This window comes from Mucilaginibacter sp., from assembly GCF_039921305.1.
GTDB lineage: Bacteria > Bacteroidota > Bacteroidia > Sphingobacteriales > Sphingobacteriaceae > Mucilaginibacter.
On sequence record NZ_JBDSCA010000065.1, the window covers coordinates 62,353 to 78,389 of the forward strand.

The 16,037-nt window shown below is 38.1% G+C and carries 14 protein-coding genes and 1 pseudogene; 12 read left to right on the top strand and 3 right to left on the bottom strand.

Translation table 11 applies throughout. From position 1 onward, the window contains the following. Positions 1–592: 592 nt before the first annotated feature. From ABIN91_RS19275 to ABIN91_RS19315, 9 genes are all read left to right on the top strand, one after another. Entirely contained in the window at positions 593–2,791 is a 2,199-nt protein-coding gene (locus tag ABIN91_RS19275; RefSeq protein ID WP_348053079.1) for a lantibiotic dehydratase family protein, read from the top strand. A 222-nt stretch (positions 2,792–3,013) separates the two neighbouring features. Next, positions 3,014–4,384 carry a cysteine peptidase family C39 domain-containing protein gene (locus tag ABIN91_RS19280; protein WP_348053080.1) on the top strand — a complete coding sequence of 457 codons (1,371 nt, stop codon included), beginning with the start codon at positions 3,014–3,016 and terminating at the stop codon, positions 4,382–4,384. A 255-nt stretch (positions 4,385–4,639) separates the two neighbouring features. Beyond that, positions 4,640–5,602 carry a glycosyltransferase family 10 gene (locus tag ABIN91_RS19285; protein WP_348053081.1) on the top strand — a complete coding sequence of 321 codons (963 nt, stop codon included), beginning with the start codon at positions 4,640–4,642 and terminating at the stop codon, positions 5,600–5,602. A 300-nt stretch (positions 5,603–5,902) separates the two neighbouring features. Next, positions 5,903–7,093, top strand: coding sequence for a hypothetical protein (locus tag ABIN91_RS19290; protein WP_348053082.1), 1,191 nt, complete (start codon positions 5,903–5,905; stop codon positions 7,091–7,093). Between the two features lie 59 nt (positions 7,094–7,152). After that, positions 7,153–7,470: a helix-turn-helix domain-containing protein gene (locus tag ABIN91_RS19295; protein ID WP_348053083.1), complete on the top strand. Its 318-nt coding sequence runs from the start codon at positions 7,153–7,155 to the stop codon at positions 7,468–7,470. 298 nt (positions 7,471–7,768) lie between these two features. Continuing rightward, complete coding sequence (locus ABIN91_RS19300; RefSeq protein ID WP_348053084.1) at positions 7,769–8,038, top strand: helix-turn-helix domain-containing protein; 270 nt, start codon at positions 7,769–7,771, stop codon at positions 8,036–8,038. Further along, positions 8,031–8,372, top strand: a complete 342-nt coding sequence (locus ABIN91_RS19305; RefSeq protein WP_348053085.1) for a hypothetical protein — start codon at positions 8,031–8,033, stop codon at positions 8,370–8,372. Before ABIN91_RS19300 ends, ABIN91_RS19305 begins: the two co-directional genes overlap by 8 nt. A 4-nt stretch (positions 8,373–8,376) precedes the next feature. Then, a complete protein-coding gene (locus ABIN91_RS19310) occupies positions 8,377–8,925 on the top strand; it encodes a BfmA/BtgA family mobilization protein (protein WP_348053086.1) in 549 nt (182 codons plus the stop codon). 3 nt (positions 8,926–8,928) lie between these two features. Further along, on the top strand, positions 8,929–9,921 hold the full coding sequence (locus ABIN91_RS19315) for a DUF5712 family protein (protein WP_348053087.1): 993 nt from the start codon (positions 8,929–8,931) through the stop codon (positions 9,919–9,921). 78 nt (positions 9,922–9,999) lie between these two features. Here ABIN91_RS19315 and ABIN91_RS19320 read toward each other — a convergent pair whose 3' ends face one another. Next, positions 10,000–10,854, bottom strand: coding sequence for a LytTR family DNA-binding domain-containing protein (locus tag ABIN91_RS19320; RefSeq protein ID WP_348053088.1), 855 nt, complete (start codon positions 10,852–10,854; stop codon positions 10,000–10,002). 181 nt (positions 10,855–11,035) lie between these two features. Between ABIN91_RS19320 and ABIN91_RS19325 the strand changes: the two genes are divergently transcribed. The 3 genes from ABIN91_RS19325 (at position 11,036) to ABIN91_RS19335 (ending at position 13,171) form a co-directional block, all read left to right on the top strand. Beyond that, positions 11,036–11,413 carry a hypothetical protein gene (locus ABIN91_RS19325; protein WP_348053089.1) on the top strand — a complete coding sequence of 126 codons (378 nt, stop codon included), beginning with the start codon at positions 11,036–11,038 and terminating at the stop codon, positions 11,411–11,413. A 66-nt stretch (positions 11,414–11,479) separates the two neighbouring features. Then, positions 11,480–12,130: a cyclic nucleotide-binding domain-containing protein gene (locus ABIN91_RS19330; protein WP_348053090.1), complete on the top strand. Its 651-nt coding sequence runs from the start codon at positions 11,480–11,482 to the stop codon at positions 12,128–12,130. Between the two features lie 657 nt (positions 12,131–12,787). After that, positions 12,788–13,171 carry a hypothetical protein gene (locus ABIN91_RS19335; protein ID WP_348053091.1) on the top strand — a complete coding sequence of 128 codons (384 nt, stop codon included), beginning with the start codon at positions 12,788–12,790 and terminating at the stop codon, positions 13,169–13,171. 37 nt (positions 13,172–13,208) lie between these two features. Here the strand turns inward: ABIN91_RS19335 and ABIN91_RS19340 are convergent, their stop codons facing one another. After that, positions 13,209–14,546 carry a RagB/SusD family nutrient uptake outer membrane protein gene (locus tag ABIN91_RS19340; RefSeq protein ID WP_348053092.1) on the bottom strand — a complete coding sequence of 446 codons (1,338 nt, stop codon included), beginning with the start codon at positions 14,544–14,546 and terminating at the stop codon, positions 13,209–13,211. 11 nt (positions 14,547–14,557) lie between these two features. Continuing rightward, positions 14,558–16,037 (bottom strand): annotated as a pseudogene (locus tag ABIN91_RS19345) (SusC/RagA family TonB-linked outer membrane protein); the annotation flags it as partial.

The following is a 16,037-nucleotide window of genomic DNA, read 5'->3' on the forward strand; positions in this document are numbered from 1 at the left end:
GAATCTAGTTTTGTGTTTTGTGAACTTTAAGGCAGGTCTAATCTTCTAATGCATATATCAATTAATGAGTATTAAAAGCTTAATCATAAAAGCAACCAGCGCAATTTAAAAAATGGCCATTGTTCGGTTTATGGAAATTGTTCTCATGTCAAATAATTCTTTATTATTTAAAGTCTTATTATTTAAAAAAATCTATGTTAGAATGATTTTTTTTTATTATTTTCACTTTATCATGTTAATTACATTGCCTATGCTGACAGTGGCGCAAATCAAACGCTCTTTTTGCTTTTTTACTTATGAAAGATATAACAATCTAGCGAATTTAAACTGTCACTGTTTATTCCGGCAACTTTTTCAAAAAACTTCAATCTAAATAAAGCAGGCAAATAGAAACTCATTTTTAATAAATCCAGTTACTTATCAATATAAAAACTACCGCATTTAAAGCTACAATTTTTATTTTACACATTGGTAAAAATATATAATTTGTCACTCCTTAAATTATTAAGTAATAAATCGAACCCTGTTAAAAAGGGCGGCAATTTTTTAATATCCATTAATTTAGTCAGTATGAAATTTGTTTCAATGCATTATGAAATCTCACAGAAATATACAATATAAATTCTTTCAACAGGTCGTTTATAGGAGTCCAATATTCCCAATTAATTTTATTGGCGATCGTTCCATATTCACAAGTGATATTTTTAGGGATGCTCTTTATATTGCTTCACCTGACTTATATAAAGAGTCGAGTAAACATATTTACTCGAACGTTGATCAAATGCCAATTACTATCCAAATAAGTCTTTATAAATATTTAACAAGAATGAGTAGCCGCTGTACGCCGTTTGGCTTATTTGCGGGCTGTGGACTAGCCAACTTTGGTAATAAATCTATAATTGACTTTAATTCGCGAGTTTTAATGACTCAAACAAGATTTGATATGAATTTTATAGCATTAGTCGCACAAAAACTCAGTCAAGATAAAGCTATAATAAAAAAAATAAAATATAAAGCTAATAATAGTCTCTATAAAGTAGGGACAGAACACAGGTATATTGAGCGTATTTATACAAAAAACAAACTTAAATATTATCTTTCTTCCGTTGGGGAAGATGATTATATAAATAAAATTCTCAATGAATTCGATAAACCTAAATCAATAGATGACGTGCTGGATAATTTGCAAGATAAGGAATTGATCAGACAGGATTTTGAGGATTTTATAGAGACTTTGGTGGAAAATCAAATTTTAATTAGTGAGCTAGAACCTACCGTTATCGGTCGTGATGCTCTAAATGATATATTTCAAATTGCTAATTTATCACCGAAAGATTCAAGCGTCTTAAAAATATTAGAAATGGCTAAAACAAGTCTAAGGGAAATAGATTTTACAGAGATTGGGAAAAGAAAGGATGCTTTAGAAAACATAGAAAATATTATTGAATCACTTGATTTAGATTATGATAAAAAATATTTATTTCAAACAGATTTATACTTAAATGTTCCAGAAGCAACCATAAGTAGTCTAATTTTTGAAGAAGTAAAAAGTACTCTTGCTCTTTTAAATAAGTTATCCCCATATAAAGAAAATGAAATATTAAAGAAATTCAAGGATGACTTTTATCTTCGGTATGAAAATGAAGAGATTCCACTTGTAGAAGCTTTAGATTCAGATATTGGAATTGGATTTCATAATTTGCGACAAGGCGACGGTGATATAAACCCTCTTATCAACAGGTTTAAATTTCAAAATTTTGAAAGTCAGGGGAATTTTCTAGTCGATCCCATTGGCGAACTATTTCTTAGAAAGTATTATGAATTTATAAAAGATAAGCAAGATGAGGTTGTGTTAACAGACGAAGATGTTAGTCATTTCTCTGAAGATTGGTCCAACTTACCCCCTACGCTTAGTTCTATGGTAGAAGTACTCCGCCTAAACGAGGATAGTAACGAAGTTTTGATAAGAATGAGTTCCGCTAATGGTCCGTCGGCTGCGAAATTATTGTCTCGCTTCTGTTATAATCAAGAAATAGAAACACATGTACGAAAGATTATAAAAATAGAAGATCAGATAATAGGTGATGATAAAATAATAGCAGAAATTGTTCATTTACCTGAATCGAGAACAGGGAATATCTTATACAGGCCACAATTAAGACGGTATGAAATACCGTTTCTAGCTAAAGAGTCAGTTGACAAGGAATTTACAATATCTATTCGTGATTTAATGGTGTCAGCAAAAAATGGTAAACAACTAATAATCAGGTCAAAGACCCTAGACAAAGAGATAATTCCTAGGCTAACAAATGCACACAACTATAGTTACAACGCTTTGCCACTTTATCATTTTCTTTGTGCTATTCAATGCCCAACTGGACGCACTTCTATTGGCTTTACTTGGGGGCCATACCTAAGCAGCAAACCCTTTCTTCCGAGGATTCGTTATAAAAATTCAATTATTTGTCCAGCCCTTTGGAACATTTCCCGTAATGATATGTTAAAATGTCCGAAAATAGAGGAACCCGGATTTATTAATTTTTTTGCTGATTTTAAATTATCAAAGAACATCCCTGATAAAGTTTATTTGGTTCAAAACGATAACAAATTGATCATTAATTTCAAAGATGAATTGAGCATCAAGCTGCTATTTTCCACAATCAAAAACAAAAACTTCCAACTTGAAGAATTTTTGTTTGATTCTCAAAATGTTCTTATAAAAGATCGCAGAGGTGGATATACAAATGAGTTAATTTTCTCTTTTTATAAAGATGAGGATTTCAATTCCTAAGTTTGAGTAAATATTGGGGATTGACTCCGACATATATTATAATAGGCGACTTATTCCGATTAATATCAATTTACTTGCTTTCCATTCACTTTATGACAATCGAATGTTTTGTGGAATATTTTTACAGAAAGAATGTAAAACTTTGGCTGAAGTTACGCCAAGCCAAAAATAAATTGAATGTTCATAAATACTAATATCTGAAGTCTTTATTTCCTAAATCAAATGAATTTAAAAAAGGCTCATTTTATTCAAGTGGAAAAAGGAGGTTGTGGCCCCACGTGTTTAAGGACCATTTCTAAATATTATAATGTCACCTATGATTATAATTTTTTAAAAGTTTTATGTAAAAAGACGGACAATGGCACTACTTTGCTGAATCTTAATCGTGCAGCATCAGTAATAGGGTTTAAATGTGTTGCTCTAAAATTGAGTTTTACACAACTAAAGGTTATCGCCAAATTCCCTTGCATTTGTCATTTAAAAGGACATTTTATTGTAATATTCAAAATAACAGACAAGTACGTTTACGTTTCTGATCCATCAGATTCGATTTTTAAATACACAACCCAAGCATTTTATCAAAAATGGACTGGTGCCAATATTAGTAGCCAACTACAGAGTGTATTATTATGTGAGCCCGTCAATATTTTGAATCCTACGCACGATCGGATCCTAATTATTATAAATAAAATGTTTCGGAAAAAGATCGTTAAATGGTATTCAGCAATCATGAAGCAAGAGAGTCTTGCTCTTCTGCTTAGATTAAACAAAAAAAGGGTTATTTCGCAGACTGAAGGTTTTTATTTAATGCTTAATGAAAATTTTTGTTCTAGGATACAGAAAATAAATATAAGTCATTATAATCTACTGAATTATTTGACCTCACCAAAAACGGTTGGCGAGGTTTCCCATTTTTTAGAACAATTATCTGGTAAAATGGATATTGCTAATTCATGTGAAAATATACTTGTTGATTATTTAAATAAAGATTATATCGAAATAATACCAAATAGCAACGAACGGGTGCAAAAAATTTCACATTCCAGTTTTATAAACAATCTCATCTGTGTTCATGGATATACTACTTATTTAGAGATCATTTCAGATACGTCGATTTCACATGTTGACAAAATAAATTGTAATACGAAAGGAGGTATAACTATAAAATCATTCATACAGGAAGGAGTGACATTTATTACGGCTAAAAATCCAGAAGATATGATTGGGAATGTCAAATTTGATATCATCTTTATTAATACCCCGATGCAGCATAGACAATTTTTAAAGGTGATAAAAAAAGCTTTAAATAATTTGAATGATGACGGAGTAATAATGTGTGACAACATTATCCCTGAATATCAAAATTCACTAGAAATTTCTGGGGAATTGACAAACGATTGTTGGAAAGCTTGGGCGCATTTAAGAATGTTTGACAAACGATTGTACATGAAAGTAATTAATGTGAGTAGTGGTATCGGAATAATTAGATTCGGAACACAACATATCTTCAATTTAAAGCTGAAAATTAAAGATATGGATTACAGCTTTTTTAGGCAACATTGTCAAAAATTGATGAATATTATTGATCTTTGATTTGAAGGCCGGGCTTTTTTACGTCTTTTCTGTTGATGTTTTTGTATGAAAATTCTGAGATTGCTAACTTCTTTATAATTTTTATTATTCTAATATTTTTTTATGTTGTAGATAAGATTCGTTATAACAAAGGTTTATAAAAACTAAAATGTCAAGTGAAATTAAGTAAATCTTAATTTGGAACTATGCAGGGTTCACTGATACTGATGAAACAATACCTCACTTTTGAGGACCAGATATTCAAAATAGGCCAAAATGATTAAGCTTTTCAAAATTACAGATCTTAAACATACAGTATTTGCTCAAGAAAGCTTCCAAGCATATTTGTTTGATTGTCAGATAGTTTTTACCAATAATATAGCCGAAGCCGATATTTTGATGGCGCACAAAATGAAAGAAAATATTTTCGGTGCCATTTACAAGACTTTGCAAGACAATAATATACCTTTAAAACCAATTTTGCTTTGGACGCACGAACCTCGATTTTCTCCAACGAAAGAAAGCAAATTTGTAGATACCAATGGCTTTACCATTCACAATATGAATTTGTATACAGGTGACGTTTATTTTTCAAATTATTCCATCTATGGACATTTATTGAAAGGGCATGTGAAAGCTTTAAACACCATAGAATTTTCTAAGATCCCGGTAGTCGGTTTATCAACGTATATAGAGCAAGAAAACAAAGAGTTTATTTTGAATGGAAAAAATATTGATCTGACCGAACGAAGGCAAAGATTGTTAGTTAAGGGCCGCGAATTAGGAATTGTTGACATTTATGGTAAGTCTTGGCCAAGTGGTTTAAGCATCTCTGAATCGCGGGGCGCCGGTTGGCGACAAATAAAAGAAGGTATATTAAGAAATTACCAATTTAATATTTGTCTAGAAAACACGGGGTACCCTTACTATTGCACTGAAAAGATTTGGGATAGCATTAAGTGGGGCTGTCTTCCAATTTATTCGAGTTTCAATAATAACATATATGAAATTTTCGCCGAAAAAAGCTTCATCGACACCGTCGACTTCACGGATGATAACGAACTTTACAATTATATACGCTCAATGTCACCGCAGGAATATTTAGACTGTATGAATTCTTGTATTTCAACATTTAATCACATTTCTTCTCATATCAACTTTAAAAGTGAGAGAAAGCCAACACTTGATGCCATCATAAAAAAAATTATGGAGATATATTCTCAAGATGTAATTAAGTAGCATAACAAAAGCGGAGAATAAGGGAGGCAGTGTCAGTTTCGACGATTTGCAAATATCGATTGTTGACATTAGCAGCATTACTGCTTTACTATAATGGATATTGGCTACTGTTACCATTATGGCAACTAAAAAAACATTTTTATCTATGATGACATGAAGTTTGATCCCTTTTACTTTCTTGTTGCCATCAAAGCCCTTCAGGGCTTTGTTGTTTCCCCATCGCATATTCTGAAATGCAAAAACGTAGAATCGTAGATTTGAAGCAAACTCAAATTCGTTTAACTAATCAATCATTCGCCTATGTTCTTCCACCACCTTCAAAACTTCAGCCCTTATTCCGGCCATATTTATGATGATATGCATGTGCCATTCGTTCAAAAGAGAGAAGGCCATTTGAGTAAGAAGGATAGCCGCTTTGAACTGATGGACAGGTTAGGTTATTTCCCATTTAAGGAACTCGTTACAGATGGCAGGGCATATTTTATCAGCGATAACGACCTTTACGAGTTTTTGAAAGCCAAAGAAAAAGATCTAGATAATTACACATTTGGATATGGACAATGGGACATGGCTCAAAAAGAAAGTTTTGGTAAATGTTTCTTTAATGGATATGATTTAGGGTTGATAGAATTTGAAAGCAATACAGGCACGGCATACCACAGCTATCCAATTGAGGGACAGACGCGCTACCTGCATGTTTTTTGTTTATACTGTCTTAATTTTCTGTTTTTTGATGGCGATCTTGACCAAAGCCTATTTTACAATTTAGGCTATTTGCAAGCCAGCCTTTACCGCGGCTTTATCGAGATCAATAATTTGAACAGCTCCTTACCCGGCGGCAATCCCGGTTTGCGTTTGCATTTTGAAAGTTACAATAGAGTGCTGGATATAGCCAAGGCAGCCGATGAGAAGGAAAAAAAGGAGCAAAAGGCGGAGGAAAGTAAAAAACAAGTAGAGCCGTTTATACCAACGGTTAACGAAGGCATCACTGATCAAACCCATGAAACAGTTCTTACCCGCATTGAACTACTTTGCAATATCGACGAAATAAAAGCAATTTGGCAGATACTAACAGCACCGTTAAATACAAAGAACGGAATAGAAGAAGCTGTATTTGATGCCAAACAATTAGCGCAGTTCTTAAGTACTGCTTTTAGTTCCGGCGCATTTCCTGATGCTTTTCAATCCGGTAGTATGACCCCAATGGTCAAAGTTACCTCTAAAGGTGATATGCGCAATGTGTTGATCGCCCTAATGTATGCCACCTATAACATCAACCGCGAATACAACCGCAGCGTTACGCAGATAGAATATGTCTCCATCTTAAAACAGCACTTTACAGTATTTTCCGGCTCTGGAGCCATGAGCATCAAAAACACAATGGCGACCTTTAATCCCAAAGGAATGGAGGTCATTAAAAATAGCCAAAGCATTAATCCTCATGTGAATGAAATGTTAAGCATCCTTAAAAAACATAAATTATTACATTAATGTCATTACGGCTTTAGCTGTTTTTTCGCTATTCCTTTGTATCCATCAACGCAAATGTTATGGATAACAATCAAAAGATTTTATTTACCGCACTATCAGCAGATGAGCTATCCGCCCTGATGGAAAGATCAGTCAAAAATGCTATTGGTAACCATGGTGATCCGATGCCGTATGACGACGAACTGCTTAATACCAAACAGGCGGCTAAGCTGATTAACTACAAAGCCTCTACCCTTTACGGTCTGGCCAAAGCAAACAAGATCCCTTACTCCAAGACAGCAGGAAAACTGCTGTTTTCCCGCATAGCTTTACTGGCATGGGTACATGCGCAGGCCGATGAAAAGCCACCGCCAATTTCTAGCGATGCGGCTGCATAGCTGTCTGAGTGCTTGGCTACCTGGCGGTGTAGCTGTATAAAACCGATTTCGGGTTTAACCTAGCGAAATTGCGGTCATTCCAAAAATTTGGAATGAGCAAGCGGAAGTTGGGCAGAGCCCTACTTTGCTTGCCCTACGCTTCGCTACGGGGGCTTTACGTATCCTCCGGGGATACTTTGACTGCCTGAAATAGCCGTAATCATCATAAAAAGGATACCCAGCAGTATCCTGTATAACTACCGATCTGTATATCGGGATATATAAGATCTGTAAAATAGGAAGACTAAAAGATTGCATTATGAATTTAAACATCATCACGTTAGAAGATCTGTTACAGTTCAAAACAGAGCTATTTACAGAAATGAACTGCCTGCTGAAAGGCAGTAAAGAAGGCCAGACCTCGCAATGGTTAAGGAGCGCCGAGGTCAGGAAAATGTTGAACATATCACCCGGCACCTTGCAAAATCTGCGTATCAGTGGAGTGCTACCCTACCGTAAGATCGGCGGTAGTATGTTTTATAACAAAGAAGAAATTGAGAAAATCATGAGAGGGAAAGAAAATGAATAATGAAAAAAATAGCATCAATAGGGATCAGCTGAATATACCGAGGCACGCTTTAAGTCACTACTTTGAGCGGGCGGCGCTTGACGAACGCTTGTTCCCATCCCATATCAGCCTGTTTATGGCTTTGTTTTATTTCAGCGGCACTGATATACCTGGTGATATCTTTCAGGTCAGCAGGGCAAAGTTAATGCGCTTTTCACGTATCCGTTCGGTAGCTACCTATCACAAGAATGTGAAAGAATTAACAGCCTACGGCTATATCGAATATACACCATCCTGGCATCCGCATCGGGGCAGCAGTGTTAGGCTGCTCTGCGGAACGGTAGCAAACAATTGATCCCATGGAAGATATTAATGTTAAATCTATCCGTTATCCGCAGGCGGTTGACGTAAAAATGGAAAAGCTTGCCCTTAAGTTAGGCAGGACAAAGCGGGCTTTGTTTATACAAATGGTGGATTATTTCTATAAGAGCAAGAAAGACCCGGCCGACCTCAACGACGAAATGCTCAAAAAGGAACTCTCCAACGGGATAAACCGCATTATTTCCTTTTTCAAGACGCAGGAACAGGACTTATTGCAACCCACGTTTACCCAGGCCAATACCTTAGTTACTATAGCTAACCGGCGCACGGAATGGATCAACAAATTAAACGACTGGCTGAACGCGCATAAAAAGACCGTAGACCATGTTGATGAACGGATCGGCGTCCTTGAAAAAGCGATGGAAAAGACACAAAAGAATTTGGATGATAAGGCCTTGTTAAAATCTCGGTTTAATAAAATACTCGAATATTATATTTCTCAGCGGGAATCATTGGGATGGCCGGTATCAGCTGCCAAAAAAGAAGAACTGCAAGCACAGGTCAGACAATCATTGCAAAATCTATAGTTTATGCACATCAATATCACGGCATCAGAAACGGGCAACAACAAAGGCAGTAGCGGGGCACTGGTTCATTATCTTGAAAAGGAGAACCGCTTGCAGCCGGAGAACGGTCAAGCTATAAACCCCGAACATTGGTTTAACGGCAAGCATGATGACATTTTACGGCAGGAGGTGAGGATGAAGATCGATAACAATATTGCTAAATTGAGTAAGGATGATGCTAAGTTCTTTTTGGTCAATATCAGTCCAAGCGGGAAAGAACTGGCGCATCTGGTGGCACTATACGGCGAGCAGGGGGCCAAAGAAAAACTAAAGGAATTTTCCGTTAACGTGATGGATGAGTATGCCAAGAATTTTAAAAGGCCGGGTATTGAGAGCCATAAAGACTTGCTATGGTTTGGTAAGCTGGAAAATTACCGTTACTACACCCATAAGGACGAGGCGGTTAAACAGGGCTTTAAAAAAGTTGGTGACCGTAAAGGGGGCAGGCAAATGCACATTCAGGTTATCGTCAGCCGTAAGGACATGACCAACAAAGTCAAGTTAAGTCCTCAGAACAATTCTAAAGGTACAAATAAGGCCCATTCCGCTAAGTTGGGCCAATTTGACCGGATGGCGTTCAAGCAGTCAGGGGAACGCCAGTTTGATCAGGTGTTTGATTTTGACCGGGGATTAAAAGATACATTGACCTATGCCAATACGATGAAGAACGGAACAGCTATGCAAAAAGCGCAGATGCAGGTTTTAAATACTTTATCCGGCCATCCCGTACAGGGCTTACCCGATATGATCGAGCACCTGAGCCACGGTGTAGCGGAGAATTTATTTCAGGATATTGGGCAAATGATCGGGGCCACGGGGAAAGCAGCGGCTACTTTGTTCGAATTGTTAATGACAGAAGTACCGGAAGCCGCTCAACCGGTCAGCCCGGCAGATGAATTGAAAAAGCGTAAGAAGAAAAAGAAAAAACAAAGCCAGTCAGTGCAGATCAGCAGATAATTAAATGTATAGACATACAGAGCTCCGAATGTACATTTGGTCTACGTAAGACGTGATGTGTGGTTTTAATTGCAACCTCTATTTTGATCCATCATTTATCCAAGACAGAACCATCCCTTTAATTGTTCTGCTAACCTTTATATCTTCTTTAACGGCCGGTTTTAGCAGTAATAGGATGCCCCGGTTCGGCCGGTTTGTATAACCATCGTAAGCCTTTCGGGTGATGATATATGACCTGTTAACTTTGATAAAGTAAACGGGATTCAATTTAGGCAATATATCGTCCAGCGAAACATGTGTTAAAATAAGCGGGTCGCCCTCATGAAACTGTATGGCCGTATGTTTCCCATGACTGCATAAATAAGCGATATCATTTACCTTAATTTTGATTTGGCCACCGTTATGGGCAAAAATCAGATCATCACCGTGTTGCTGACCCGGATTCGCTTTTGGAGCCAGGGTTCTCCCTATACGAAAATACCAGTCAAGATAATAACACATATATGCGACGTCAAGGATTAAGGCTAAGGCCAGCACAAATGGCAATTTGTACCGGGAATAAAGGGTAGTCATCATATTTACGCCCAGGAATTGAAGGTAGGCCCAGGTATACAACACGGAAAAGGTCACCGGCACGAGCCACCCCAATAACAACTGGTATAGGAGTCGTTTTAAGAACTTTTCTTCCCATCGATCTTTTTTATCGAGCCAGATGGATGCCCAATGCACGATACAAACCATGAAAAAGTTGATCGCGAAAACTGAAAAAAACGGGTAAAAAAACCAACTGCTTAAGATGGTTTTGAAAAATCCTTTCCTATAGGGAAAAAGCGTAGCCAGGCTCATGACAAGTGCCATCAGTGTCTGTATTCCCAAATTGAAATAGGTTAATTCCTTTTCAGGGAACAACTTATTGTCTTCGTTAGCTTTCATAGAAATGTATTAACCCTAAATTAAGGAAAATCAGTTTTAAGGCATATAGGTATTTCCCCTGAATTTCATCCAAACCTGTACATTTCATTCCGTTTTTTGGCCTATTTGGCAGTTGGTAGCTATATTTTGGTAGGAAAAGTAATAACATGGAGTTAATTTTATATCAGCAAAGGACAAAATCATGGAAACAGAACCTAATGGAATTAATCCAAATGAACAGGCTACTAAGGATGGCGTATGGATGAAAGTTGCGCGCTGGTATATGCGTACCCCGGTGTTGAAACATCTTAGTCCGGGTGGAATACTCATTGCTGTATTAGCCGTTCTATTGGTCACTATTTTCCCGCAGGGCCATTGTACCTGCGAAGACCAGATCGACGACCCCAAGCTGAAGAAAATGGCTCTTGCTGGCGATACTAATGTTCGCAACTATCAGCAACAAATGGATGACGTTTATATCTGTGCCGCTAAAAGGGCGGAACTGCTTAAAAAACTGGAATTGCAGAAAAAGAGACAACAAGACAGTTTAAAACGTAAATCATCACCGCCTAAAGCCTGATCTCAATTTATCAAATCAACCTGTATCATGATCCGCAAACATCACACCAGCACTGCCAGTTATCAAATGTTCTTTGACTATCTGACCAGCTTTCATATAATTGAAGATCAAGATTTTAACCCGAAAATCGCCGGTATCCTAACCGGCTACTGGTGTAACGAGGGCGAGGAGAAGCTACATCACGAGCGTGAGGTTTGTACGAAGACCTGGTTCATTACCAAAGGAATGATCTACCTGACCTTTACAGATCAAGATAAAGGCGAAGTAGTCCTGACACTGTTCCGTGCCGGTGAGCTCGCCATCATACCCGACAGCTTTATGAACGGCAAGCCAGCTACGTGTAATATCATGGCCTGTGCCGATACTGAATTATTGGAAATCACCAAAGCAGGAAGAAACCGAATACATCAGCTTTTTCCGCAAAGCCTGACACTGGAAAACGCGATACTGGCGCAAATACCTGAAAAAGGCAGGGAACGCGAATCCTTACTTTGTTTAGACGCAGAAGACCGCATGGTCAGATTCTTTGAACTCTATCCCGAACTACACCCCTATCACAAAACAGTCCGGATGCTGGATAAGCATATTGCCAGTTACCTGCATATTGATAAATCACACTATAGTAAATATAAAAATCAGCATTACCCAAAAAAAGTCGAGAAAAGTTGGCATACGCCATTTTTTAAGGCAAAACTACCCTGTACCTTAGTTTTATAATTCAAAGGAAGGATTACAAGTTACAAAAAAATAAAAATATGGCGTGGGGAATACCGTATTCATGCCGCCCTTTCCGGGCGTAAAGTACAAAGAGCTAAGATGGCCATCCCCAGTATTTGAAGCGGACATCCATGCAAAAACCGGCGGTATTGGCAAGTTAAACCCGGATCAGGTACAAGGAACGTGCGCACGACGATAAGTGCATATTTCATATACAAGGGCAGGCCATAGCCAGGCTCTATGGCGAGTGAAGTACAGTAAAAGAAAATGTAAAGCAGATGAAAACATTCAACGCAGCGACAATCAGGAACATGGCAGAGGCAATCGCCTCAATGACCATGCTGGCTACTATGGCAACGCTTTGCCTCCTTTTCATCAGCAGCTACATAACAGCACCAACGTGGTTTCAAATCATACCTGTTGTTTTAATCCTTACCTGTATTTATGCCCGAAAGAGAATCGTAAACAGAATTATCCACCATCGTAAATTTGCTTTGTTCCAGCGTTGCTGCGGGCAGGGATATCTAAAATGAAAAAGACCCATCAGAAGCTGACAGGTCTATTTCGGGCAGCTGTGGCTGGCTGACCTTAAAAATTAAATTAACTAATTTTTCAAATTAAAGGTACGCATTTACTATATAAATGCATAATACGCTTATGGCAACTTCACAAAAAAAATGGCTACGTGCCGTTTCATTTTTAGCATTGTTTTTTGCAATTGTAGGTCTTGGCTTTGTTGTTAAAGCCGAGGTAAATAAAAACGCGAATTTGAAAGTGGTGAAAAAAAACACAACGGTTAAAAAGCGCGTTGATAATCCCGTAACCTATTATTATACAGCCTCTTCAAACAGCGATCCAAGTATACAAAACGCCAGCAATTGGTCAACAAATGCTCCCGAAGGTGGCTGCGATGGAGAAACCTACCTGTGTCAGGTTGTTTACGATGGTGCCACTTATTCAAGCCTTGCAAATTTCCTTTCTGCGACCGGCAGCAAGGCGGCTATTCAAAGTGCAGCAATCAGCACATCTGAAAAAGACTAACCTCAAAAAACCGGACAGGGGTCTCCTGTCCGGTTTTTCACCTTGAGTTTTGGATCATCCCTGTTAAGTCAATTATAGGTTGTGGTATTGGAAGTGCAAATCTTGGGTCATTCGGTAAAAGGATATAGTCAGTGCCATTGATTGTTCTTTTTAGTGAGATTAATTCTCCCCCGTTATTTAGTCTTTTCACATCCGGCCAGCGGATTCCCCGCAACAGTAGTTCCTTTCTTCGCTCGATCAGTATTAAATTTAAAGCAGCTTTAGCATCCGTGGCAGTATAAGGTACAAATGCACTTTTGTCCGACCTGCTTTTCATCAATGTATTCAAATCTGCAAGTGCAGCAGTTATGTCCCCTTTCCGGGCATAACATTCGGCCCGCATCAGGTAAACTTCATCAACAGCCAGCCCGGCAAATAACTTAGAAGCGCCCCAATAGCTGCCTTTAAATGAATAAGTCCCGTTGCCATTATCTTTGAAAAAGATTTTCTTCCGAAGATCGCTAGTGCCAAACATTTTGTAGAGATCCAAGTTGATGCGAGAATTAGGTAACGCAGTAGAGAAATTCGAATGGTAAATGACTTCTTTGTTAAAAGCTGGAATTGGGAAAGCCGCAGTTGTTGTGAGGGTGTTGTAATCCAGCAGGTCGTTTTTTAATTGTAAACAAGCATCTGCATATTTAATGCACTCATCATAGTTTCGCATGAATAGATTGACCCTGGACAATAAACCCAGCGCGGCAGGTCTTGATGGACGCACGACATGAGAAGGAATCACAGGGAGCAGATCGATAGATGTAGTTAGATCTTTAATGATCTGGCCATAAGTTTCTGCCAGTGTGCCGCGAACGGAGACCTCGTTAAAATCCGTATTTAGCCTTAAAGGGATTCCGGGATCTGTTTGAGCAGTAGCGGCATCATAACCTCTCGCCCAGATATTGACGATCGAAAGGTGACACTTGGCCCTGAAAAACAAAGCTTCTCCTTTTATCCTATCCCATTGCGCTTGATTTGATGCGGTTCTTTCTACTTTTTCAAGTCCCTCTAAAACTGTATTGGTATGATAAACAAACCTGTAATCATAGAACCATTCCATATCTACGTCAGTTCCAAACACATTACCTTTATCCCATTGATAAGCATTTCTTTCGACCTGTTCCTTTGCAGCCAATATAGCATCTTCATAATAAAAATCATCGGTACTGACTTCTCCCCATTTAGGATCTTGCTCTGATTCCAGTTCCTTTTCCAGCAAAGCTTGAAAATCTGTAAGGGTTTCAGGTACCGTAAGACTTTGGCGGGGTTTTTCATCGAGAAATTTTTTGCAACCTAAACAGGTCAATCCAATAATTAATAGCAGCGTGATATATTTTTTCATTTGAGTAATATTTAAAGGGTGAGTTTAAAACCAAGTGTCCAGCTTTTTGATGGCGGAATAGTAGTTTGAGGAAAATCGGGGTCAATCCCTTTATTATTGGCCCGCCAGATAATACCTAAATTGGTCACATTTAAATAGATATTAATTTGCTTAACAGGTAAGGAGGGTATGACATTCTTATCCAGTTGGTAATTTAGATTAATATACTGTAAGCGTATATTGTCTCCTTTTTCCACCGTCTGATCAGAGTACACATAAATATCCTCCCGGTTATTGACAATGGGGTATACAAATGAGGGTATGTTAGTGATCTGCTCATCACCCGGTTTTTTCCATCGCAGCAAATAGTCCGGGTTCGCAGCATTAGGACGAACCAGCATATTGCTATAATCAATGGTTTGCCTTCGGAAATAATAACTCAGTTTATACATTAACTGCGTTGTAAACGAAATCCGTTTGTAGGATAAGGTATTACCTATTGATCCATATAATGTCGGTATAGCTGAACCACTGTAAACGATGTCATCATTACTTTTGGAGCTATAGATATTGTTATAGTCCTGGCTGGGCACTCCGTTAAGATAGCCGATAGGACTGCCGGTAGTATGGTCTAAGCCCGCGTAACGATAAGAATACATAGCGTACAACGGCTTCCCGATGATGTGGTTAAAGACCGGGGAACTGGTTGTTACCGTAGAACCGGCTTTTATCGAATTGTCGTAATAATTTTCAACCTGGTCATGATATATACTCAGGTTTAGTTTACTATACCACTTAAATTTTGAGTTGATATTCAAACTGTTCAATTCAATATCAACCCCGCTACCTTTTAAGGATGCAATGTTTTTGGTAATGGAAGAACCTGCCCCGGTTGTATAATCCAATTCTGACGGACCATAAAGGTCGGTAGCATGCTTGAAAAACACATCGATACTGCCAAAAATACGGTTGTTCTTTAACTGAAAATCAACGGCAAGGTTGATCATGCGCACCTTTTCCCATCGCAACTCCGGGTTAGCGTATTGCGAAATCGTAGCCTGCGGGGCAGCTGTATAGGTCGTTTGCAAGCCGTATACAATTGTTGTAACAGCACTTTTAGTCGGGTCAATATTGCCGCTAAAACCGTAAGTAGCTCTCAATTTGAGGTAGGGTAAAAGATCAGAGTGGTAAAATTTCTCGTTACTGAGGTTCCAGCCTGCACCGGCAGACCAAAGCAGATTCCATTTGTCGTTCGTGGTCAATCCAAAAAGGTTTGAGGCATCTTTACGGGCACTTAGCGTAAGTACATATCTGCTATCATACGTATATCCTAAATTACCAAATGCAGATAGAAAACGGTTATCGCTATCGCTAAACCCATCATTACCCGGAATAAGTGACCTGGTGCCTGTAACAATATTAGGATAGGTTGTTGTTGGATCGTAATTCGCGTACTTATTTAAATCAGCATTATACCCATATCGCCTGATCGTGCTTCCAAAAGATTTCCTG